The organism is Mesorhizobium sp. J18 (assembly GCF_007829525.1).
Lineage (GTDB): Bacteria > Pseudomonadota > Alphaproteobacteria > Rhizobiales > Rhizobiaceae > VLJP01.
The window spans coordinates 1-20,855 of sequence record NZ_VLJP01000019.1 but is presented as its reverse complement, the minus strand read 5'-3'; the positions used below and the strand labels follow the sequence as shown (position 1 = coordinate 20,855).

Here is a 20,855-nt window from a genome sequence, read left to right as displayed (position 1 = left end):
TGGTCGCGCTCGCAGTAGTAGCAGCCTCCGCATGTGGGGAATGGCGACAGGACAACCTTGTCGCCTTTCCTGACGCTAGTTACCGCGCGACCCACCTCGGCGACAACACCGGCACCCTCGTGACCGAGCACGACCGGAAAGGCGTTGCCGAATGACCCCTGCTGCGCCTCCCAGTCGGTATGGCAGATGCCGGCCGACTTCATCTCCACCAGGACGTCGGTCTGACCGAGGGGGGCGATCCCCAGCCTGCCGATCTGCAAGGCCGCACCTGGCTGCTCGAGCACCGCGGCGTCGAACTGCAGAATGTGAGGCGACTTTCTCATCTAGACGAATTCTTCCGGGGCGAGCGTTACGACAAGACCGTCGAGCTGCGGTCCCATCTCAATCTGGCAGCTCAGCCGTGACCGCGCCGGATCGTAGTTCTCGAGCGCCTGGAGCATGTCCAGTTCCGTCGCCTGCGGCTGCGCAAGCTGGGCCATCCAGCCATCTTCGACGAAGACGTGACACGTACCGCAGCCGGCAGTTCCGCCGCATGTTCCCTCGACCGGGAGACCGCCCTCTCGCAGGGCGAACATCAGCGGCAGACCTTCTTCCGCATCCACGGCGCTTGACTGGCCATCGCGGTCGAAGACGTTGACCCTGAACATCGCTGACATGCTCGTCATTGCCTCTCTGAAGCGGGCCGAGCGGCAGTGGCGACTGCTTTCGCCCCGCTAAACCGGACAGGGACCGAGACGTAGTTGTTGTAGTGCGTCGCCGGGTCGAGCCGCGGCGGGCTGTCCGGGTCCAGTTCCATCCCGGCGCGATAGAGGCCCCGGGCAACCGTGACGAGGCTACCGTCGATTTCTGTGTCAGCGCGCATGCTCCTGCCGCCGGTGACTAGCGGCCGACCCGGGCACGTGTGACTTCCGCTTCCGAAAGTAAGTCCCCAGGGTGCGACCTTCCCAACCTCGCGATGGGGGTTGAAAATTTGCGGCTCGGCGCCAAACAGATCCTCCTCCTTGGTGTTTGCCGGGATCGTCAGGATGGCCACGTGCTCTCCGGCCTTTATCGTGCGGCCGGACGTCAGGGTGACATCCTCGGTAGCGGTGCGCAGGCGCGCCGGGACCGTAGCGGCGACGCGCAACGACTCGTACACGGCTTTGCGAAGGAACGAGTCGTCCTCGAGTACCAGTCGCCGGTCTCCGGGTGCGCGGACAGCCAATCCTCCAGCAGAAGCACGAACAGGAGCAATCCATTCGCGGTCGTCTGCGATGCCGCGGACAGGAACAGGCACATCTCGCGTAGCCGCAGTTGCGCATCGTCGGGCCATGCATCGCCCTTGTGCAGAAGCGTGTAGGTCAAAACGTCGTGCGGGAGCTGGTCTCCCGTGAGCGCCCCGGACCTGTACCTTTCGACGGCATCCGCGCGACGTGCTTCGGAGGTCTCGAACAGCTCCCTACGGAAATCGTCCTGATCCTGGAGCGCGCGCGCCATGACGACGTCCTGCTGCTCCTTGGACCACTCAACTGTGAAGCCAGCGGTGATCGACTTGATCTGGTGGATCATCCGATCGATGGCCGCCGGTTCGTCCAGTCCGTCGATACCGGCGACCGCGGCCGCAATCCGGTACACGCAGCGTTGTGACAGAAGGGTCAGGTCGGTTCGGATGTAGCCGTCGTCCGACAGCGGCATTGCTGCCAACTCCGACATGCACAGTTGAACGACAGGGACCAAGTGATGGGACCGCAATCGCGCGACGGCGGCTTCGCTGAAAATCTCGTTAAGAATGTTGCGCCGGCGAAGATGCTCCTTGCCGTCTAGAACGATGAGCGTGTCACGCATGATCGACTCACGCGCGACATAGTGCGAGCCTTGGACGAACTTCCGGGACCTGAAAACTTCGTTTGCTTCGCTGAAGCCCGAGATCTTGTGATAGTCGGCCACGGGCGTACCGGCCAGATCGGCCGCATCCGTGCTCACTTTCAATCGTCTCATGACAGTCCTTTCGACAGGTGCCGGAGGTCAGTCTCCAGAAAGCAGCCCGTCAGCTTTCCTCGGGCCCCCGATGGGGCCTGTCCGTCAATGCTTCCACGACGCGTCGAACGCCGCCTTAAGCCGCCCTTCGAAGACAGGCGCTACCGCTTCGTTCACGATGCGCGGGGGCAGTTTGCCGCGCGCAGCCTGGATGAACGTGTCGGCTGCCATTGTCGTCACCCGCGTCCTGCTTTCGTTGGTGACACCGGCCGTATGCGAACTCGCGATGACCGCAGGGTGGGACAGCAGCTTGTGGTCCACCGGCGGCGGCTCGGTCACCCAGACGTCAAGCCCGGCACCATGAACTCGGCCCGAGACGAGCGCATCGTAGAGCGCATTCTCGTCATGGATGCCGCCGCGAGCAGTGGACACAAAGATGGAGCCGTCCTTGACCTTGCTGAACGCAGCCGCGTCGAAGAGGCCTCTCGTCTCATCGGTCAGCGGGCAGTGAACGCTGATGATGTCCGACTGGCTGACGAGTTCGGCGAACTCGACCTTCTCCACACCCTTCCGAGCGCATACTTCGGCGCTTACATAGGGATCGTAGGCCAGCACCCGGCAGTTGAAGAATTTGACGAGTTCGGCTGTCCTCGATCCGATGTGTCCGAGGCCGACAATGCCGACGGTGCGTCCGAAGAGTTCGCCGCCGAAGAAATCGTTTCGACGCGCCGCCTTCCCCACCCGCACCGCGCGATCGGCCTGGGGGATCCGCTTCAGCAGGACCAAGATCATCCCCAGTGCATGTTCAGCGACGGCTTCGGCGTTGCCACTCGCCTGATTGCACACCGCGACGCCCCGAGCGGTGCAATCGTCGATATTGATCGTGTCGTATCCAGCGCCATAGCTCGACACGACCAGCAGTTTCGGCAACTGCGCCAGGAGGTCGTCCGTCACATGCCACTGCTTCGGCAGTTCGTCACGCGCAGCACGGCAGTAGTAGCCCTGGCATGTCTGGAGCTGCGCGATGACGTCGGTCGCCTGGCCGTCCGCGGTGTCGATCCTGACCAGTTCGACTTCCGAGGCATTTTCCATCTCCCGCAGGAACTGCGGGTGCGGGGGCTCATCCAGATAACCAACGCGAAACTTTCCAGACATTCAGAGCCTCCGATACGCAGGGGGTAGGTCGGTGCGCGGAGAGTGTGGGGCGGGACATCGAATGATGGCGGAGCGGCGGGTCCGCTCATGCTCCTCAATGCGTTGCTGTCGCCGTTGTCACCCTTACCTTTGCAGCCCCCCCAGTCAGACAATTCGTAACGCCGCGACCGGGGTGCAGTCAATATGTTCGGATAAATTAACCTAGCGTGCGCGCGCCAGCTCCGTGCCGTCCTAAAGCCGCCCTGGTCGGCCGGTTTCGGGGTCCGATGCGGCGATCACTTTTCCGGGGTTGAGAATATCATACGGATCAAAGCTTCGCTTGATCCGGGACATGAGATCGAGTTCTGCCGCCGGCTTGCAGCGCACCAGTTCATCCACGCGATATGCACCGATGCCGTGCTCGGCCGAGATGCTGCCGCCGTGGTACACGATGAGATCGTGGACGATCCGATTGATCGGCTCCGCTGGCTCTGGCGCGACAACGTTGAAGTGGATGTTCCCATCGCCGAGATGGCCGAAGAGACTGCAGATGGCGGAGGGGAAGCTTTTCTCCACAGCCGCAACGGCTTGGTCCAAGAAGGCGGGCAGGGATGCGGTCGGAACGGAGACGTCGTGCTTAATGCTGCCTCCGGCAAGCTGCTCCGACTCGGTTATGGACTCGCGGATATTCCATAGCTCGGACGCCTGCTGGCGCGAGCTGGCCAGGACACAGTCGATCGCCAGGCCGGAGTCCAGGACCGCGGCAAGCGCCTCCTGTGTGTCGGCTGCAAGGCCAGAGATGTTGCTGGTCAGTTCCACCAGCAGATACCACCGCGCCAGCGCGATCGGCACGTCGTGTCCCCGGTGCCGCCGGACAAGGTCGACGGACCCTGACGACATGAACTCGAACGCGCTGATTGCCTCGCCCAGTTCCGTCTGGAGCGCCTCGAGGATTTTCACCGCGTCGGCCGGACCAGGCACCGAAAGGAGGGCGGTCACCGTGTAGCGGGGCATCGGCATCAGTCGAAGCACGGCCGCCGTTACGATACCAAGCGTGCCTTCGCTTCCGACAAGAAGCTGCTTCCAGTCGTAGCCCGCATTGTCCTTGCGCAGATGCCGCAGGGCATCGACGATGGTGCCGTCGGCAAGCACGGCTTCGACGCCGAGCGTGAAATGGCGCGTCGAACCGTAGCGCAGCACGTTGATGCCGCCGGCATTCGTCGCCACGAGGCCGCCGATCTGTGCGGTGCCTTCGGATGCCAGCCGCAGTGGAATGATACGGCCGACCTCGTCTGCATGCTGCTGCGCAACGGCAAGCGGACATCCCGCTTCGACCTCGATCGTCATGCTGGTCCGATCGATCGAGCGGACGCGGTTCATGCGAGACAGCGAAAGGACGATCTGTCTGCCTGACATGTCGGGCGTTGCCCCGGCAGCGAGGCCGGTGTTTCCTCCCTGGGGAACCACCGATACCCGATGATCGCGACAGGTCCTGATGCAGCCGGCAACCTCTGCCACGCTGGCAGGCCGCACGACCGCGAGGGGCCGGCCGCGGAACTTGCGGCGCCAGTCAACCGCGTACGCGTCCAGGCCGTCGGTCAGCACATGGTCGGTGCCGACGACGGCAGCAAGGGAGGGGACGATGTCGGGCACAGAGTGTTCCCCGCCGTTCGCGCTCCGCTCGTGTCCGCCACGACCGGGACGCCAGTTGCAATCGACGCCTAGTTCTGCGTGAACTTGGACTTCACGGCACTCCAGACGACCTTTGTCGCGGACAGCGGCTTCGCCTCCGAGATCGGTCCGGCGTCGTCGTCTTGAGCAAGATCCTTCTCAAGATTTGTCGCGAAATCACGCAACAGGACATTCGCCAACGCGATGCCGCCCGTCTTCGCGAACTCGGCGATGACACCGCCTAGCTCCGCCGTGGAGTCGATCCTGATACGCGACACCGGCGGTGCGCCCTCCGCGACGGGTTCAGGGTCGACCCGAAAGCGGGTCTCGAAAGAAACGCGCGCGCCGCGGGCATCACCCGATCCACGTCCGCGCAACACTCCGGACCGGTTCGCAAGGTCGAATTCGCACGTCATGCGCCCCGTGAAGCGGAGGCGTTTGGGGCCGAAAGAAACCGTCATGACACCGACGTAGTTTCCCTCTTCGTCCTTGCCCTCTAGTGACGCGCCGGGCATGCAGCGCGCCATCCGCCCGATGTCGGTGAACCGACGCATCACGACGTCGGGATCGCCAGGTGCGGTGAAATCGCCCGAAAAGTTCATCGTCAAGCCTTCGAGTAGCGGAGGATCGGCGCCTTGTTCGGACGGCCGAAATGGATCTTCTGATAGGCGTCGCTGATCTCCGTCGGCGACACCCTGGCGTCGATGACGTACAATCCGCCAGCAGCCAGTCCGGCACGCAATGCGTCGCCGATCCGGTCCTCGCGTTCCAGCCGCACGCCGTCACCGCCGAATGCCCGGGCGAGAAGGACAAAGTCCGGCGATGTCCACTGAGCGAGTTCCGGTTTGAACCCCTTGGCGTTGAGCTTGTGAACTTCGGCGCCGAAACCGCAATCGTTCCAGACGACGAGCACCATCGGCACCCGATGGCGGGCGGCGGTCTCCACTTCCTGGACGTTCATCATAAGGCTGCCGTCACCCTCGATGACGACATGCGGTCTGCCCGGATTGGCAACGCCGATGCCGATGGCGACCGGCATGGTCTGGCCGACGGCCCCGAACTGGACCGAGAACTGGATGTCGGCGCCAGGCGGCACCGCCAGATTCATTGCGCCGAAGCCGAGGAAGTGACCCGCGCCGCAGGTGACGATCGCGTCGGAGGGCAGGGCCTGCGAAAGCTTCTCCATCAGCACCCGCGGGTCCAGACCGTCGGTCGCGATGGGGTGCGGCTCGCGGGGGGCAGCGATGATCTCGCGTGTCTCGTCTGTCCTGAAGCCTTCCTTCTGGACCTGCCGCTCCTCCAGCAGCGCGCAGACTCGTTCAATAGTCAGGCGTGCATCGCCCTGAAGATAGAGCCCTGGCGTCACGCCCATCTGGTCGGGGCGGGCATTGATGTCGACCCGTGCGACCTTCGCCGAGGGAAACAGCAATCCGGCCTCGCTGGTGTAGTAGCCGACCTCGGCGCCGACACCGAGGACGAAGTCTGCCATGCCGAACAGTTCCTCTCCCGCGGCGCTGGCGTAGGAACCGGCGATGCCGATGTCGTACTCATGCCCCTCGAAGATGCCCTTGCCCTGCAACGACGTGGCGAGGAGAGCGCCCGTCCGGTCGGCGAGCCGCATGATGGCGTCACGGGCGCCAGACATCTTTGCTCCCTGGCCGGCGACGATGATCGGCCGCTCAGCCTCGACCAACTGATGGACGAGTTCGGCGATCAACGGCTCGCTCGCGGCGCCCGGCGCGGCCGGCAGGTAGTCGGTCGAGGGGCGGTAATCCCAGTCCCACTCCAGCGACTTTTCGCCGATGTCGATGGGAACGTTCAGCACGACAGGGCAGCGATGGGCGCGCGCGGCATAGAACGCCTCTGATATCTCGTCAGCCGCGTTGTCCGGCTCCGTGACCGTGTGATAGCGGGCGCCCGAGGCTTCGGCGAACCGCCGCTGGTCCATCATCTGCAGGCCGTTCTTGTCGCCGGGCGGGATCTCGCCGATGATGACGACGATCGGCGAGCGGTTCCGCGCCGCGGCCATCAGCGAGGTGCCGACCTGCGTGAGGCCCGGGCCGCAGGTGATCGTTGCGACGCCCACCGCGCCGCCACCGCGGTAGTAGCCATCGGCCATGGCGACCGCGCCGGCCTCGTTGCGGGCCGAATAGATGGTCAGTTCCGGGGTACGGCCCATCGCGCCCCAGATGGAGATGTTTCCGTCTCCCATGAGGCCGAAGACATTGGTCACCCCTTCGGAAATCAAGGCCGATACGACGGCTTCGTACACTTTCATGGGCAGTCTTCCGTGGCTTGTCAGTTTGTGAGGTTGGTCGCGTTGCGTGTGGCGAAAGTCAGTGGAAGACCGGCCTTGGCAAGCGGCGTGTCGAGCTTGTCGGTCGGCAGCCACCCGGCGAGATCCTTGCGAAGCGCCAGCAGTGCATCGAGATCGATGCCCGTGTCGAACCCCGAGGACTCGAGCAGATAAACAAAGCCTTCCGTGTCGATGTTGCCGGTGGCGCCCGGTGCGAAGGGGCAGCCGCCGAGGCCGCCCGTCGACGCATCGAAGCGCCGGACGCCGCAGTTCAGGGCAGACATCACATTGGCCAAGCCCAGCCCGCGCGTATCGTGGAAATGGGCTGCCATCGCTACGCCGTCGACGGTCTTCAGCGCTGCCTCGAACAGGCGAGCGACCTGTTGCGGGTTTGCGTAACCGACAGTGTCGGCGAGCATGATCTCGTCGGCGCCGGCCTTCGCCAGCCTCGCCACGATCTCGTCAACGCGGGACGGATCCACCGCGCCCTGGATCGTGCAGCCGAATGCCGTGGCTACGCCGCAGCCCAGGGTGACCGAGCCGGAGAGGCCGGACCGCTCGCGTTCCTCAACGATCCGGTCGAACTCGTCCAGCGCCTGATCTGTCGTCCGTCTCGCGTTGGCTGCGCTGTGCGCCTCGCTTGCCGAAACGACGTAGTTCACTTTCCTGATGCCCGTCGCGAACGCCCGCTGCGCACCTTTCAGATTGACTACCAGAGCCGATGCCAGCAGCCCCGGAACGTCGCGGCCGAAGGTGGCGACATCTTCCGCGTCGAAGAATTGCGGCAAGACGTGCGGTGGGATGAAGGAGGTGACCTCCATTTCGCGAATGCCCATCGCTGCAGCGCGCAGAATCCACTCCTTTTTCCGTTCGGTCGGAAGGATGGTGCCGCTTTGCTGCAGGCCGTCGCGCAGCCCGACTTCGCGTATCTCTACTCTAGCGGACATGGGAGCCTCACCGCCCTTGGAAGCGAGGGGCTCGCTTCTCGTTGAAGGCGGTCACGCCTTCGATGCGATCCCGACTGGGCACCAGGCGGTTGTAGGCTTCGATCTCGAATGCCAGACCCTCGCGCAGCGACATCTGCAAACCGCGATGGATGGACTGCTTCGCCTGTCTTACGGAAAGCGGCCCGTTGCGGGCAATGGTCGCCGCCGTGTCGCTTGCCTGTGCCTGCAAATCCGCCGAGGGGAACACGGCGTTCGCTAGGCCCCACGCAAAGGCATCCTGGGCAGTCAAGGCGCGGCCTGTCAGGATGAGTTCCTTGGCGCGTCTCTCACCCACTGCGCGCGGCAGGGTCTGCGTGCCGCCGCCGCCCGGGATGATGCCAAGCGTCACCTCTGTCTGGGCGAAGCGGGCATGGTCCGCGGCGTAGATGAAATCGCAGCAGAGCGCGATTTCGCACCCGCCACCGAATGCAGCCCCATTGACTGCTGCGATGATGGGAACCGGGCAGTCGAGAAGCGCGCGCACCATGCGCTCGAATACCGCGTGCTGTCGCTGCCAGGCGTCGTCCGTCATCCCACGGCGCTCCTTCAGGTCGCCGCCGGCGCAGAACGCCTGCTCGCCTTCGCCGGTCAGGATGACGCATCGGACGTCTCCCGGGGCCAGCGCCAGCTCCTCGAAGAAGGAAACCAGATCACGTCCCATCTGGGTGTTGAGCGCATTGCGGGACGCCGGCCGGCTCATGACGACACGCAGGACGTGGGGCTGGTCCTCGCTGATCCGAAGCGTCTCGAAGGTGAGACCGGCGTAGTGCTTCATGTCCGTCATGCCGACACCATTGCCTTCCTGAGTGCAGCGACCCAAGGAGCGAACTGTGCGTGCTCTATCGCCAGACCCTCACGCAGCAGGGTTGCGCCGTGCGCCTCGTCGATCTCTGGCCTGACCCGACGCAGGCAGTCGAGCCATTTGGCCGACAGGTCCGCGTCGGTGAGAGGATCGTTTCGCGATCCTGGATTGTCCACGATCGTCTTCGAAACCTGCGTGCCATCGGCCAGGGTTGCGGTCACGGTCACGGGCGCGCTGCCGATGTCCTTGGCGCCAGCCGCCTGCTCCTCACTTTCGACGACGGTGACGTCGCGGAGCCTGTCCTGAACGGACTGGCGCATGACGTTCTCGTCGGTGAAACTCTGCAGGTCGACCCTGCCGTCGCCGAGTGCGGCGCATACCGCGTATGGCGCGCTGAAGAGGGCGTTGAGCCCCGACTTCGGGAAGGGGTGGATGAGGGGCTTCGTGGCGCCCAGGGCCATGTCCACACGAACCGATCGCACCTTGTCGAGCGTCACGCCATGCTCGCGACGCAGGGCCAAGGATGCTTCGATGATCCTGTGCAGCATGTAGCAGCAAGGATACCGCTTCTGCTCGAAGCCGGGATCGTTGATCGCGAACGGTTCACCCAAAACGACGTCGTCCGGCCAGTTGTTGGTCTCCGCCCCTGAGAACGCCAGCAGGAAACCGTCTGCCTCGATTGGCTCCGGCGACCCCACGATGCCTGCTGCCGCGAGCCTGACGGACCGCATCCCGTTCGCCGCGGCCATTCCGACGTGGAACGATTTGACCATCGAACCGAAGTTCTTGCGCAGGCCTGACGCGTAGCTGGCGGCAATCGAGATGGCATTGGCGGTCGTTTCAACGTCGAGCCGCGCCATCCGCGCGCAAGCGGCGGCGGCGCCGATGGTCCCCAGTGTGGAGGTGGCGTGGAAACCAAGCGCGTAGTGCCTGAAGCCCATTACCTGCCCCAGACGGATCATGACTTCGGTCCCGACCGCCACCGCGTCGAGAACATCCGCTCCGGAAAGATCGTCAGATGCGCTCGCGACGATAGCGGAGACCATGGGGGCCGACGGGTGCACGACGGCGAGCATGCTCACATCGTCATAGTCGAGGATGTGGCTCGCCATGCCGATCAGCAGGGCGGCATCGTCGGACCGGTAGCTGTTGCGGGTCCAGAAGGAGCCCACCGACCGCGGCTGCGTATTGGCAGTCAACGAAGCCTCGAGCATCCGAACAGGTGGCTCTACCCCTCCCGCGAGCGTGACCGCGAGCGTGTCGACGAGGACGCGCGCTGCCTGCTCACGCGACCCCGGATCGACCCCGGCGTTGGCGACGAACTCGGCGATGCGCCGCGTCGCAGTGCGAGCAGGCTCGATGCGGGCTTCCAAAGTTGACGACACCGGCGGGCTCCTCAGTAGGATCTCGGCATACCGAGCGCCTGCGCGACCTGCGCGAGGATGAGATTGTTGGACAGGGGCGCCGTCCGGAACAGGCGGGCCTCCTTCCATTTGCGCTCTACGTGATACTCGGTTGCGACTCCATAGCCGCCGAACGTGGTCATGCAGGCCTCCGCCGCCTCCCACGAGGCCTCAGTGCACAGATACTTCGCCATGCTCGTTTCGTTGCCGCTGGCCTTGCCGGCGTCAAACAGCGCCGCGGCGCGATTGCGCATCAGCTCGGCAGCCTGCAGATTCATGTGCGCCCGGGCGATCGGGAACTGGATGCCCTGGTTCTGGCCGATGAAGCGGTCGAAGACCCTGCGCTCGCTGGCATAGCGCGATGCCTGGTCGATGAACCACTTTCCGTCGCCGATCGATTCGCTGCTGACCAGCAGGCGCTCCGAATTGAGGGAGTCGATCAGGTACTGGAAACCGCGCCCCTCCTCGCCGATACGGTCCTCGTCGCTGACCTCAAGATTGTCGATGAACACCTCGTTGGTGTGATGGTTGAGCATCGTCCGGATGGGCTTGCCCTTGAGGGCAGGGCCCGCCTTGGCAATGTCGACCAGGAACAGCGAAAGGCCTTCGGTCTTCTTCTTAACCTCTTCAAGCGGCGTGGTGCGCGCGATGAAGAGATACATGTGCGACTGGAAGTACCGGGACGTCCAGATCTTCTGTCCGTTGATCACATAGCCGCCGTCGACCTTCTTGGCGAAAGTCTTGATCTTCAGCGTGTTGGAGCCCGCATCGGGTTCGGTCACGCCAAACGCCTGCAGGCGCAGGCTTCCATCGGCGATCCTCGGAAGGTATTTGCGCTTCTGCTCCTCGCTGCCGTGGTTGAGGACCGACGCCATCGTGTACATCTGGGCATGGCACGCAGCACCGTTGCCGCCCGACCGGTTGATCTCTTCCAGGATGACGCAGGCATCCAGAAGGCCGAGACCGGCGCCGCCGTACTCCTCGGGGATGAGCGCAGCGAGCCAACCCGCGTCCGTCATCGCCTGCACAAACTCTTCTGGATAGACCTCGGCTTCGTCGCACTTGCGCCAGTAGTCGGGCCCAAACTGCGCGCATAGCTTGCGCACAGCCTCGCGGATTTCTTCCTGTGTCTCGGTGTAGGCGAAGTCCATCACTAGCTCCGGTAAGACGACGGTCGGCGCTCAGCCGATGATCCCTGCATTGCGTAACCGCGACATTTCCTCCGCCGCGTATCCAAGGGCGGCAAGGGTCGCATCTGTGTCGCCGCCAAGCGGAGGCGGCGCCGCCGCGGCCTCGCTTCGCCGGCCGTCGAGCCTGATGGGCAGGCCGACCGCCCTGTGAGCGGGCGCGGTTTCGATGGGCAGGTCCATGATGAGCTCGGAGGCCCGGACCTGTTCGTTGTCCAGTGCCTGCGCCACATCATGCAACTCGCTGCACGGCGCGCCAGCCGCGCGCAGCTGGGCGACGACCTGCTTCACCGGCATCTGCGACGTGTGAGCGTTGATGGCATTGCGGAGCGCCGGCCGGTTGGTGACCCGCAGCGGGTTTGTCAGGAACCTGGGGTCCGTCGCGAGCTCGGGCGCGCCGATACCCTTGCAGACACGCGCGAACAGGCCGTCATTGCCTGCCGCGATGAAGACCTGACCGTCAGCCGCATTGAAGAGTTCGTAGGGCGCGGTCATCGCCATGGCCGAGCCCATCTTCCTCGGCAACTTCTGCGTCGCCATGTAGTTGGCGAAGAACACCGTCATCCAGGTCAGGCCGGTATCGAGCAGGCTCGTTTCGACGGATGCTCCCTTGCCGGTCTTCGCACGCTCGATCAGAGCGCCGAGGATGCCCACCACGGACCAGATTCCCGTGCCGATGTCGACCAGCGAGACGCCCACTCGGACCGGATCCTCCCCTTCGTTGCCGGTGACGCTCATGATCCCGGTGAAAGCCTGCATCAGCGGGTCGTAACCCGGCAGGCTCCTCAGCGGCCCGGTCTGCCCGAAGGCGCTGATGGAGCAGTAGATCAATCGGTCGTTGACGGACTTGAGATCCTCGTAGCCGAAGCCCCGCGCTTCCGGACTGCCGGGCTTCATGGAATGGACGAAGACGTCCGCTTCAGACACCAGCCGCTTCAGAATGGCCACGCCCTCGGGCGCGTTGATGTCGAGGCAGATGCTCTGCTTGTTCCGATTGAGAGCCAGAAAGGTCGACGATATCTCGCCGATCTCCGGCGGCTTCCAGTCGCGCGTGTCATCGCCGCGGCCCGGGCGCTCCACCTTAATCACATGTGCGCCGAGATCGCCGAGCGTCTGGGTGCAGAACGGGCCGGCCACGTTCTGCGTGAGGTCGACGATTTTCACGCCCGACAGGATGGATTCAAGCATAGAATAAAGTCTCGGGAGGGTGTGCAATGCGGTGGTTGATTGAGGTTCCGAGTGGCCATCTTAGCCACACGGCAGCGGCGGATCAATACACCGAATGAAATGTGGGCACATTAATTCGGACTTATGGGTTGGATGAATCCTTACTGGCGCTCATATCCGTCGAAGTTTCATCATCGCGTGCCTTCCCACCCGCCAAGTCTGTGGGTATGGTCCTCGCCTCAAGGGGCAGTTTGAAGAAAGAAAATGGACCAGCCAACCGTTCAATCGCGCCACGCTGACCTTGCAGGCGACCTCGCCAGAGAGATCGCCGAAGGGCGCTATCCGCTTGGATCGCGGTTTCCTGCCGAGAGCGAACTCCAGGAGCGTTTCGGTGTCGGGCGGCATACGATCCGCGAGGCCCTGAAGATCTTGACGGAGCAGGGCCTGCTGGGCCGGCGACGCAAGACCGGCACATTTGTCCTGTCGCTGAGGCCCGTCCCGCATTACGTGCACAGCCTTCGCGATATTCGCAGCCTGTTCGATTTTGCCCGCAACACGCTGCTCACGATCCAGCATGAAGGGTTCGTCTCGATCACCAGCCGGAAGCCGCGGGAGTTCTATGGCACCCGCAACAAGCGCTGGCTCCGGATTGCGGGCGTGCGCTCGACGCGTTCCGACAATCAGCCGCTCTGCTGGTCGGAGGTGATGGTTCCCGATCGTTTCGCCCCCGACCGGAGCCGCATACGGGGCAATGGCGACGCCATCTACGAGGCGGTGTTGCAGGAGTACGGCCTCAAGCTTGAATATGTGGAGCAGAAGGTCACGGCGACCACGCTGCCGGCCCAGCTTGCGACTGTCCTGTCTGCCGAGCCTGACGAAGCGGCGCTACTGGTCGAGCGCCGCTACGTCGCTCACACGGGGGACACGTTCGAAGTGTCGCACAACCTCTACCCGGCCGACCGCTATTCCATCTACAGCATCATCCGCCAGCGTACCTGATGGACAATCCGCGGTTTCGGTCGTCAGGTAGACGGCCGCAACGCCTCGGCAATCGGGCGCAACGAGGCCAGATCCGGCAGGTTGAGGACGCGCTCGATGAGTTGCGATGTCTTCACGGGACCGATCGCCGGTTCGGCCAGCAGCCGCACCTTGTTGGTGATTTGCCGTTCTTGTTTGGAAAGATCTTCTTCGGGATTGCCAACGTCCGTGGCGATTTCAAAATCGCCGCGGTCCGTCCGCAGATGAACCCTGCTGGCCGTATCCGGCAGGCTCGGATCGAAGGCGATTGTCACCCGATCAGCAAGCGGAAGCACATTCCCCTCCGCGACGCGTGAGACCTTCAGGTCATCGGGGCGCGTTACGCCCATCTTCAGCAGCGACATGGCAACGAGTGTCCGGATGCTGTAGCCGACTTCCGGATCCGTCTTCGGCCGGTCGATGTTGCAGACCTTGCCGGCCATCGGATTGACGGTGACCGTCACGGCCTGGACTAAATCGGGATCGAAGCCGGGCCTCTGACGCGCCAGTGCTGCGCCCTCGATCGGCGAGTGCGCGAGGTAGCAGGCGGCGTGATACTTGTAGAGAGTCTGCAGCATGTAGCTGCCGGTCTCGCTCCTGGGCAGCTCGAGCGGCAGCGCTGATTTCGAGTGCGTGACGGCAAAGCCCTGTTCGCGTTCGATCAGATCGTCGCGCCCGCCAAGTCCGCGCTTGGCAAGGCGTGCAGCCAGGACCCCGTTGCCGGTGGCCCGCGCCACCTGGAACGGCTTGAGCATCGTGCCGAACGCCCCCTTCAGACCGGACGCCATAGTCGCGGCGACCGACAGGGCCTGGGCGGTGGTATCGATGTCAAGCTGAAGCATGCGGCTGGCCGACATGGCGGCGCCGAAGGCACCGAGGGTACCGGACGCGTGGAAACCCATGTCGTAGTGGCTGGGCTCGAGAAGCTCACCCAGAACACACGTGGTCTCGAAACCGGCGACGTAGGCTTCGAGAACATGACGGCCCGATGCGTCCGAGATCTCCGCGAGCGCAAGCGACGATGGCCAGGCGACTGCGGTTGCGTGGCCGGGAATGACCATGTTGACATCGTCGTAGGCGAGGACATGGCCGGCGCCTGCGTTGACGCTTGCCGCCCAGGCTGCGGGGAGACGGGTGAAGCTGCCGACGGCCGACGATTCCTCGCGCCCGCCCTGATCGAGGGCCTCGGCGATGAGGGCCTTGATGAGCGGGAGGTTGGCCGACGCAATGGAGAGGCCGACGAAATCGAGGATGCTGTGCGTGGCGATCGTCTTGACGCGTGCCTGCAGGTCGTCGAAGCGGACCGAATTTCCTCTTTCGGCGATCTGCCTGGTCAGGCCTGTCCGGGGTGCGGCTGTCTCGTTCATCAATGGTCTCGCTGCTTCATTCAACGATCGACAAAGGATGCCGCTACTCGCCATCCGGCGCGGCTTCGCCGGCATCACAAAGGCGGAAGGGTTACGCCTTCCTCAGGGAAGGATGGACGGTAGATAAAGTTCGACGATGGCGCAATCATCAAATCCGAATTTAATTTTGCCCGCTTTCGATTGCGCGCGCGGGCAGTTGGGCGATAAGGTCGAAGGAAACCGGCGCAACCGGCCGCCGGCAATTAGGCGTCACGCGGGTGGAGTGCTTTCCGCCGCTATCCCCGAACGTTGCAATCCGCAAAACCTGATTTCCATCGACCCGAGGATTTCTCACCGGCACTAGAGACATGATCGTGTCCGCGCTGGTGCTCAATTTCCTCCTCCGTTCTAATGATGGATCGATCCCGCTAGGGGCGAGAGCACAGGCTGTTAATGGAATGGTTGGCTAACCAGGCTTCAGCCTAGCCGAAAGTGGATCAGTCAGTATCGATGCGCCTTGCGCCTTGTCGGAACAGGGCAGCAGCCTGATCGGTAAAATTAAACGTCGCCAGGAAATCGTCGACGGAATATTGTGGATGCGTCTTATGCACCGCCGAAAGGAAAATTTGCGCCTCCGCGATGCGACCAGCAAGTGCGAGACAATAGGCAGCTATCACCTGAATAATGACGTGGGCGTTAGGACGAGCAGCCGCTTTAATAGCCCAATTCGCTGCCTCATCAAATTGGCCGAGGCGCACATAGGCCAGGGCCTTGGATCCGAGCATGCCGAACAGCAGCGGATCGAACGGGCTCAACTGGCGCGAATGATCGGCCGATCCTATGGCCGCCTGCGGATTTCCCGATTGTGAATGGACGAAAGCCAATGCGTAGTGGCCGAGGGCGAAATTCGGACTTAGGTCCACTGCCCTTTCCAGTTCGCTGAGCGACTCCTCGTGACGGTCTCGCATCCATAAGGCGCGGCCCATTGCCCAATGCGCCGCCGGATCGTGATCGTCGGCAATCAGGCTGCGGCCTGCCGCCTCGTAAGCCTTGTCGGCCTCCTTCTGGCGGTCCGCCCAATGCTGGAATGCATTCTGCCAATGGGTAAAGGACAGGCCCGCATGCGGCCGCGAGAAGGTCGGGTCGAGCCGGATGGACATCTCGAAGAACTGCCTCGCTTGCTCATTGTCGGCCTTTGTGAAGCGATACATGTGCCAGAGGCCACGATGATAGGCTTCCCAAGAATCGAGCGAATTGGGAGGCTTGAGGATCGCCCGGTTCTTCTCGATGGTCTCGATCTCGCCGGCGATCGAAGAAACGATCCGATTGCCGATCTCGTCGAGCACCATGAAAGCGTCGTCCGGCTTGTGTTCGAAGGTCTCTGTCCAGACGATTCTGGCCGTGTGCGTTTCAATCACCTCGACCGTAACGATGAAGCGGGATACTTCGCGCCGCACCGTTCCGGTGACGACATAATCCAGGTTCAACCTACGGGCGACATCTTCCGGCCCGACATTGCGCTCGGCAAGCGCGAAGACCGAGCCGCTCGCAATAATGAAGAGGCTCCTCAACTTTGCAAGCCTGGTGATGATATCATGGGTCAGACCGTCAGCCAGTCCGCCACGAACGCTGCTTCCGTCCGACTGAAAGGGCATCACGGCAAGCGAGGCACGACGGCCGGTTTCAGGGCCGGCAATCAGGGATACGGGAGAGATGGAGATTGCCGCTTCGGCGGAACGAGATACCCCAGCCCCTCCGTCCCCGATAACCCGCCACGCATTCCTGATCGGGCTGAAATCCAGATCTTCCGCTTCGAAGAGCCGGGCTGTTGCGATAAGGTGCTTTTCGCACTCGCCGGTCTGCCCACGGGCAGCCAAAGCGTCTAGGAACATCACATGCGCGCGGCCGTCGAAGGGGACGAGTTCCACCCACTTTTCCAGAAGTGGCAGCGTTTCGTCGGAGTCCGATGGGAGGTTTTTGACCAGATGTTCCAGCACGGCGGCATGACAAGCCCGGAAGCGCCGCCTCTGAGCGGCGAGCCATCTTTCAAATTGCGAGCTGCGGTCGATTTCCAGTCCATCCAGAAAGTCGCCGACAAACAGACTGGAAAGAGCGCGTAGCCGGTGCACATCAAGTGTCTCTATACCCTTCCTGGCTGCGCCGGCGATCTCGATGACGTCCACGAAACAGTCGGAAAGATCGAGCGCTATTGTGTCGCTGGAAGCGACGACCCTTTGGCGACCCGGTTCGTCAAGGACAGTTCTTAGTTTGCTCAAACACCAGCGGAGTTCGCCCCTCGGGTCGTTCGGGACATCCCACAGGAGCTCGCAGAGATTGCTCCGCCCGACAGCAGAGAGGGCGAGCGCGAGGTAAGCGAAAAGAGCGCGCACCTTGCGCGATGGCAAAAGTTCCAGATCTGAGCCGTTGCGACTGATCTTCAGCCGTCCAAGCATCCGCACATGCGTGTGAATTTTGTGGCTGGCCGGACCCGGGCGCGAGGATTCCACGTGCGTTTCCACGTCTCCTCCCACGTTCGCCCCTCTGTTCGCAGTGTATCACTGATGGTCCGCGGGCTACATCGATCAATACGGGTATCCCGCAAACGCCTCAAAGGAGGCTATTGTGACCAAGTACGATACAATCAAATCCCTGTTGGGTGGGGCGGCTCTCGTGGCCGTTCTAAGCAGCACCGCAATCGCCCAGGATGCGCCTGTTCTTCACGGAAACTATGCCGCCAATATCGAGCGGGCGAACCCCGCTACCGGCCCGGCCACGCCAGCGGCGAATGCGATCATCTCCACCAATACACACGGCTTCGCCTGGCCGGCCCAGGACGAGCGCCCTTTGGGAAACTACTCCGCCAACGTAACGCTGTTTGATTTGCACGGTCGATAAAAGCAGTAGTGACGCCGCATAGCTGGCGAGTTTCAGAAGCGTCCCAGCCAGGGCTACCTCTTTTGCCGGATAGACCAGATCGAACTGGCTACTCGCAAGGGAAGTGATAAGGGCGCAGGGTGATGCTCAATACGCCTGACTCACCCGTCCGACGGAGCCCCGATCGGGCGGGCCTTTTCATCATCTAACCAACTCATCTGCCCGGCCTGGCTATACCCTATAGCATAAGGGTGAGGGTACCTTTGCCTCCTCGGCCGTGCGAAGATCCCCCTGAGCCTTTTGCAACGAGGCTCGAACCCGCCGGTCGCGTCACCCTAACATAGGGGTTCCGCGGCCAGCTGATGAGTATTGCTCGGCCAATCCGCGGTCTGATGCCGAGTTCCGTCGCGCATCGGAACAACTGACTTCGCGCGGCGTTGAGGTTTCAACGCGCTCGAACAAGGGATCTGTCCCAATGAGCAGCAGCGATCCGGAACACCATATCCCACCCGAAGTTAGGGCGGCGATCAGCGCTTTCTTGGCCGAGGGTGGACGCGATCACCACCCATTTACGATGTCAGATGCCATGGATGCAGTGCGGCGCGTATTTCCCGATCTTGAACTTTCGGATCAGGAATTGGTGGATGCCATCACCAGTGAGGCAGCCGCCGCAGGTCAGGACTTACGCTACGACGAACCCAACATTCCCAGGAACAATTCGCTGGACCGGTGGGAGGACGAAGGTGGCGCAGTCGGTGCAAAACCTCGTACGAAATGAGGTTCCGATGGCAGAGAAGCATGTCGCAGCGGTGCAAAATGCGATCAAAACCTTGGTGGCTATTCGCCGAGAGCTCGTGGAGAAGCTGGAGTCTTCTGGACAACGCGCCAATGTCTGGCAGGAGTTGCGAGACGTGCAACACACCATTGAGGCGCTGATCCGCGCAAGCGATGACGAGCGCAATCGGACATGACCGCGAGCGACCCGTGTATAATTCCGTATAGGGTGGTGGCGAACAACCATCGGCCATGCAGCCGTCAACAAGCAGCAAACCACTCTTCTGCCATGTTTGGATTCGCCTGCAAGCCAATCCGACGATTTATTACCTGCCGCAACAAACCTGTGATATGGTAATGGCCTTGTGCGCAATCAGGCGCGCCTGTCCTGACAGATCGGACATCCTCATGAAAACCCCCGAATGGATTTCACCCGCCCTTTATGGCGCGGCGGCAGGCGCTGCTGCATTGGCCATCGTCGGCTTCTCCTGGGGCGGCTGGGTTACTGGCGGCACAGCGCAGAAGTTGGCAGACGACGCGAGTGTCGCTGCGGTTGTTGCTGCCATGACGCCATATTGCATCGAACAGTCCAGGAGCGCGCCGAACTCTATGGAAGTCCTTGCTTCTTTAAAGGATGCAAGCTCGTACAATCGACGCGGCATTATCGAGAAAGCGGGTTGGGCAACACCGCTCGGAGCAGATGAACCCAATCGTGACCTGGCCGTTGCCTGCGGAATGGCTCTCGCTGCAAACTGACAACCAAGGTGCGGCGCAGTCCCTGGCCTATATTGCACCGCATCCCTGCTTCAATGCTTTATCTGGTTCCTTTGTGGCTCTTGAGAGCAAAGGAGCTTGATGGCCCATTGCCCATCAGAAGAATCCAGCGTCGCAGACACGATCGACCGCCGCCTGTTTCCAAACCGGAAAGGTTTGAATTCCATGAACATGCGCCGTAGCATCACAGATAATTATCCCTGGTATGTCATCCTTTTCGGGCTGGCCGTAATGGTCGCCCTGACTGGCGGGTGGCGTTACTATAACCATCAAAATATATCGCCGTCAGAGACCATGGACGTGAAGTAGCCGCAGCGTGTGGCGCCTAGAGCCAAGAAAGCTATCGCAGCAAACGTTGCACAGAATAAATTCAGAGAGAAAGCCGGACCCTGTAATAGAAGTACTACCGGCGGCGTTCGGCTTCTTCTCTCAAAGCGACAATCGCGATTTGAACATCCGCAAGCTCAGCTGTTAGCTGATCCAGCCTGGCCGGGTTTTTGTCTCGTACGTTTTTCCTGACCTGCAGGCGGGATTCGCAGATGAGTTCGTCAACGAGGTTTTCTCGCATTGCCTCCATCTGCGGGATGAATTCTACTATGTCGGTTTTGCTAGCTTCCATCCCAAGTCCCTTTTCCGCGCTTGCCTGTTCCCTGACGACGGCCATCGAACAGCATCCACTCTACGCCATCCACCAGTCGAACGTGAGGCCAAAGGCACATCTTTTCCGTCACCGGCCAGAAAAGTTGCGTCTTATTATTCACGCCGGTTTCCTTTGGCCAAATGTTGAGTGCCGGCATTGCACCAGACATCTCAAGTTGTATGCTCGCCTTCTAATCGGGATATTGATGTGCCAGACTACTCAATCGTCTTCACGAACTCAGCCGGGCGCAAGTAACGTCAGTTTGCTGGGATGCGTGAGACAATCGCTCTGCTGAGCCGACTTCCAAAGTTAGGCGCGACGTCTATTTGGGTTACGGCGCCCAATGGAGATACCTGGAGCGACGAGGAGGCCTTGCGTAGGCTGACAGATCTTTAATCTAGTTCCGGCCACGATCTCAGCCTCCTGAGGCCACTCTACAGCGATGAGCGTTTGTTCTCCAGCGCGTGCACTCTATATACTGGCTTAACACCAAAGGGAGCCAGATGGCCGCACGGTACCTGATCGAATGGCTACGAGGGTGGGATGGCCGGCATATGCGCACTTTCTATTTGGCAGCTTTGCTGGCCGTATCGCTGATCCACCCCCATTGAACGGGTCCACCTTGAAGTATGGTTTTGACCATGAAGGAGGACCACAATGGCAAACAAGCGACACAAGCCCGACGAGATCGTCACGAAGCTTCGGCAGGKTGAGGTTTTGCGCGGCCAAGGCATGGCGATGGCGGATGCTGTTCGCCAGATCGGCGTTTCCGAGCTGACGTTCTACCGGTGGCGTAAGCAATATGGCGGCATGAGCCGTGACCAGCTT

Annotated in this window: 22 protein-coding genes; 6 read left to right on the top strand and 16 right to left on the bottom strand. The window is 62.1% G+C overall.

The genetic code is table 11. From position 1 onward, the window contains the following. The 13 genes from L598_RS21410 to L598_RS09130 all read right to left on the bottom strand — a co-directional run. Window positions 1-323, bottom strand: a 323-nt coding sequence (locus tag L598_RS21410) for an alcohol dehydrogenase catalytic domain-containing protein (protein WP_186444979.1), incomplete at its 3' end; no start/stop codon positions are given. Next, on the bottom strand, window positions 324-665 hold the full coding sequence (locus L598_RS09185; RefSeq protein ID WP_210244979.1) for a 2Fe-2S iron-sulfur cluster-binding protein: 342 nt from the start codon (window positions 663-665) through the stop codon (window positions 324-326). Next, the gene (locus L598_RS21735) at window positions 662-862 is read right to left on the bottom strand and encodes a hypothetical protein (protein WP_246658694.1); all 201 of its coding nucleotides are present in this window, start codon (window positions 860-862) and stop codon (window positions 662-664) included. The genes L598_RS09185 and L598_RS21735 overlap by 4 nt, the downstream gene beginning before the upstream one ends. 203 nt (window positions 863-1,065) lie before the next feature. Beyond that, window positions 1,066-1,977: a cytochrome P450 gene (locus L598_RS21405; RefSeq protein ID WP_186444977.1), complete on the bottom strand. Its 912-nt coding sequence runs from the start codon at window positions 1,975-1,977 to the stop codon at window positions 1,066-1,068. 84 nt (window positions 1,978-2,061) lie between these two features. Next, window positions 2,062-3,111, bottom strand: coding sequence for a hydroxyacid dehydrogenase (locus L598_RS09170; RefSeq protein WP_144861811.1), 1,050 nt, complete (start codon window positions 3,109-3,111; stop codon window positions 2,062-2,064). 231 nt (window positions 3,112-3,342) lie between these two features. Next, window positions 3,343-4,743, bottom strand: a complete 1,401-nt coding sequence (locus L598_RS09165) for an FAD-binding oxidoreductase (RefSeq protein WP_144861809.1) — start codon at window positions 4,741-4,743, stop codon at window positions 3,343-3,345. A gap of 68 nt (window positions 4,744-4,811) precedes the next feature. Then, the gene (locus L598_RS09160; RefSeq protein WP_144861807.1) at window positions 4,812-5,363 is read right to left on the bottom strand and encodes an SRPBCC domain-containing protein; all 552 of its coding nucleotides are present in this window, start codon (window positions 5,361-5,363) and stop codon (window positions 4,812-4,814) included. A 2-nt stretch (window positions 5,364-5,365) separates the two neighbouring features. Next, on the bottom strand, window positions 5,366-7,039 hold the full coding sequence (locus tag L598_RS09155; RefSeq protein ID WP_144861805.1) for a thiamine pyrophosphate-binding protein: 1,674 nt from the start codon (window positions 7,037-7,039) through the stop codon (window positions 5,366-5,368). Window positions 7,040-7,059: 20 nt separating this feature from the next. Next, a complete protein-coding gene (locus tag L598_RS09150) occupies window positions 7,060-8,004 on the bottom strand; it encodes a hydroxymethylglutaryl-CoA lyase (protein WP_144861803.1) in 945 nt (314 codons plus the stop codon). Window positions 8,005-8,011: 7 nt separating this feature from the next. Beyond that, a complete protein-coding gene (locus L598_RS09145; RefSeq protein ID WP_246658693.1) occupies window positions 8,012-8,827 on the bottom strand; it encodes an enoyl-CoA hydratase-related protein in 816 nt (271 codons plus the stop codon). After that, a complete protein-coding gene (locus tag L598_RS09140) occupies window positions 8,824-10,230 on the bottom strand; it encodes an MmgE/PrpD family protein (RefSeq protein WP_186444976.1) in 1,407 nt (468 codons plus the stop codon). The genes L598_RS09145 and L598_RS09140 overlap by 4 nt, the downstream gene beginning before the upstream one ends. An 11-nt stretch (window positions 10,231-10,241) precedes the next feature. Beyond that, on the bottom strand, window positions 10,242-11,399 hold the full coding sequence (locus L598_RS09135; protein ID WP_144861875.1) for an acyl-CoA dehydrogenase family protein: 1,158 nt from the start codon (window positions 11,397-11,399) through the stop codon (window positions 10,242-10,244). Window positions 11,400-11,429: 30 nt separating this feature from the next. Further along, window positions 11,430-12,623, bottom strand: a complete 1,194-nt coding sequence (locus tag L598_RS09130) for a CoA transferase (protein ID WP_144861799.1) — start codon at window positions 12,621-12,623, stop codon at window positions 11,430-11,432. Window positions 12,624-12,866: 243 nt separating this feature from the next. Here L598_RS09130 and L598_RS09125 point away from each other — a divergent pair, with 243 nt between their 5' ends. Continuing rightward, entirely contained in the window at window positions 12,867-13,601 is a 735-nt protein-coding gene (locus L598_RS09125) for a GntR family transcriptional regulator (RefSeq protein ID WP_144861797.1), read from the top strand. Between the two features lie 23 nt (window positions 13,602-13,624). Here the strand turns inward: L598_RS09125 and L598_RS09120 are convergent, their stop codons facing one another. Together L598_RS09120 and L598_RS09115 are read right to left on the bottom strand one after the other, a co-directional pair. Beyond that, window positions 13,625-14,986, bottom strand: coding sequence for an MmgE/PrpD family protein (locus L598_RS09120; protein WP_186444975.1), 1,362 nt, complete (start codon window positions 14,984-14,986; stop codon window positions 13,625-13,627). A 476-nt stretch (window positions 14,987-15,462) separates the two neighbouring features. Next, complete coding sequence (locus L598_RS09115; RefSeq protein ID WP_144861873.1) at window positions 15,463-17,418, bottom strand: tetratricopeptide repeat protein; 1,956 nt, start codon at window positions 17,416-17,418, stop codon at window positions 15,463-15,465. 169 nt (window positions 17,419-17,587) lie between these two features. Between L598_RS09115 and L598_RS09110 the strand changes: the two genes are divergently transcribed. The 4 genes from L598_RS09110 to L598_RS09095 all read left to right on the top strand — a co-directional run bounded on the left by L598_RS09110 (window position 17,588) and on the right by L598_RS09095 (window position 19,369). Continuing rightward, window positions 17,588-17,860: a hypothetical protein gene (locus L598_RS09110; protein ID WP_144861793.1), complete on the top strand. Its 273-nt coding sequence runs from the start codon at window positions 17,588-17,590 to the stop codon at window positions 17,858-17,860. A gap of 454 nt (window positions 17,861-18,314) precedes the next feature. Beyond that, window positions 18,315-18,617 carry a hypothetical protein gene (locus L598_RS09105; RefSeq protein WP_144861791.1) on the top strand — a complete coding sequence of 101 codons (303 nt, stop codon included), beginning with the start codon at window positions 18,315-18,317 and terminating at the stop codon, window positions 18,615-18,617. A gap of 7 nt (window positions 18,618-18,624) precedes the next feature. Then, a complete protein-coding gene (locus L598_RS09100) occupies window positions 18,625-18,810 on the top strand; it encodes a hypothetical protein (RefSeq protein ID WP_144861789.1) in 186 nt (61 codons plus the stop codon). 211 nt (window positions 18,811-19,021) lie between these two features. Continuing rightward, on the top strand, window positions 19,022-19,369 hold the full coding sequence (locus L598_RS09095) for a hypothetical protein (protein WP_144861872.1): 348 nt from the start codon (window positions 19,022-19,024) through the stop codon (window positions 19,367-19,369). A gap of 421 nt (window positions 19,370-19,790) precedes the next feature. Here L598_RS09095 and L598_RS09090 read toward each other — a convergent pair whose 3' ends face one another. Then, on the bottom strand, window positions 19,791-20,051 hold the full coding sequence (locus L598_RS09090) for a hypothetical protein (protein ID WP_144861787.1): 261 nt from the start codon (window positions 20,049-20,051) through the stop codon (window positions 19,791-19,793). A gap of 633 nt (window positions 20,052-20,684) precedes the next feature. Here L598_RS09090 and L598_RS09085 point away from each other — a divergent pair. Further along, a partial coding sequence (locus tag L598_RS09085; RefSeq protein WP_144859335.1) for a transposase occupies window positions 20,685-20,855 on the top strand: 171 nt, incomplete at its 3' end.

What these genes read in the sequence shown, in the direction of transcription:
- L598_RS21405 (WP_186444977.1), bottom strand. Translation starts at nt 1,977, where the DNA reads ATGAGACGATTGAAAGTGAGCACGGATGCGGCCGATCTGGCCGGTACG.
- L598_RS09135 (WP_144861875.1), bottom strand. Translation starts at nt 11,399, where the DNA reads ATGGACTTCGCCTACACCGAGACACAGGAAGAAATCCGCGAGGCTGTG.
- L598_RS09105 (WP_144861791.1), top strand. Translation starts at nt 18,315, where the DNA reads ATGAGCAGCAGCGATCCGGAACACCATATCCCACCCGAAGTTAGGGCG.
- L598_RS09130 (WP_144861799.1), bottom strand. Translation starts at nt 12,623, where the DNA reads ATGCTTGAATCCATCCTGTCGGGCGTGAAAATCGTCGACCTCACGCAG.
- L598_RS09100 (WP_144861789.1), top strand. Translation starts at nt 18,625, where the DNA reads ATGGCAGAGAAGCATGTCGCAGCGGTGCAAAATGCGATCAAAACCTTG.
- L598_RS21735 (WP_246658694.1), bottom strand. Translation starts at nt 862, where the DNA reads ATGCGCGCTGACACAGAAATCGACGGTAGCCTCGTCACGGTTGCCCGG.
- L598_RS09125 (WP_144861797.1), top strand. Translation starts at nt 12,867, where the DNA reads ATGGACCAGCCAACCGTTCAATCGCGCCACGCTGACCTTGCAGGCGAC.
- L598_RS09095 (WP_144861872.1), top strand. Translation starts at nt 19,022, where the DNA reads ATGAAAACCCCCGAATGGATTTCACCCGCCCTTTATGGCGCGGCGGCA.
- L598_RS09090 (WP_144861787.1), bottom strand. Translation starts at nt 20,051, where the DNA reads ATGGCCGTCGTCAGGGAACAGGCAAGCGCGGAAAAGGGACTTGGGATG.
- L598_RS09145 (WP_246658693.1), bottom strand. Translation starts at nt 8,827, where the DNA reads ATGACGGACATGAAGCACTACGCCGGTCTCACCTTCGAGACGCTTCGG.
- L598_RS09155 (WP_144861805.1), bottom strand. Translation starts at nt 7,039, where the DNA reads ATGAAAGTGTACGAAGCCGTCGTATCGGCCTTGATTTCCGAAGGGGTG.
- L598_RS09170 (WP_144861811.1), bottom strand. Translation starts at nt 3,111, where the DNA reads ATGTCTGGAAAGTTTCGCGTTGGTTATCTGGATGAGCCCCCGCACCCG.
- L598_RS09115 (WP_144861873.1), bottom strand. Translation starts at nt 17,418, where the DNA reads ATGCTTGGACGGCTGAAGATCAGTCGCAACGGCTCAGATCTGGAACTT.
- L598_RS09150 (WP_144861803.1), bottom strand. Translation starts at nt 8,004, where the DNA reads ATGTCCGCTAGAGTAGAGATACGCGAAGTCGGGCTGCGCGACGGCCTG.
- L598_RS09160 (WP_144861807.1), bottom strand. Translation starts at nt 5,363, where the DNA reads ATGAACTTTTCGGGCGATTTCACCGCACCTGGCGATCCCGACGTCGTG.
- L598_RS09120 (WP_186444975.1), bottom strand. Translation starts at nt 14,986, where the DNA reads ATGAACGAGACAGCCGCACCCCGGACAGGCCTGACCAGGCAGATCGCC.
- L598_RS09185 (WP_210244979.1), bottom strand. Translation starts at nt 665, where the DNA reads ATGACGAGCATGTCAGCGATGTTCAGGGTCAACGTCTTCGACCGCGAT.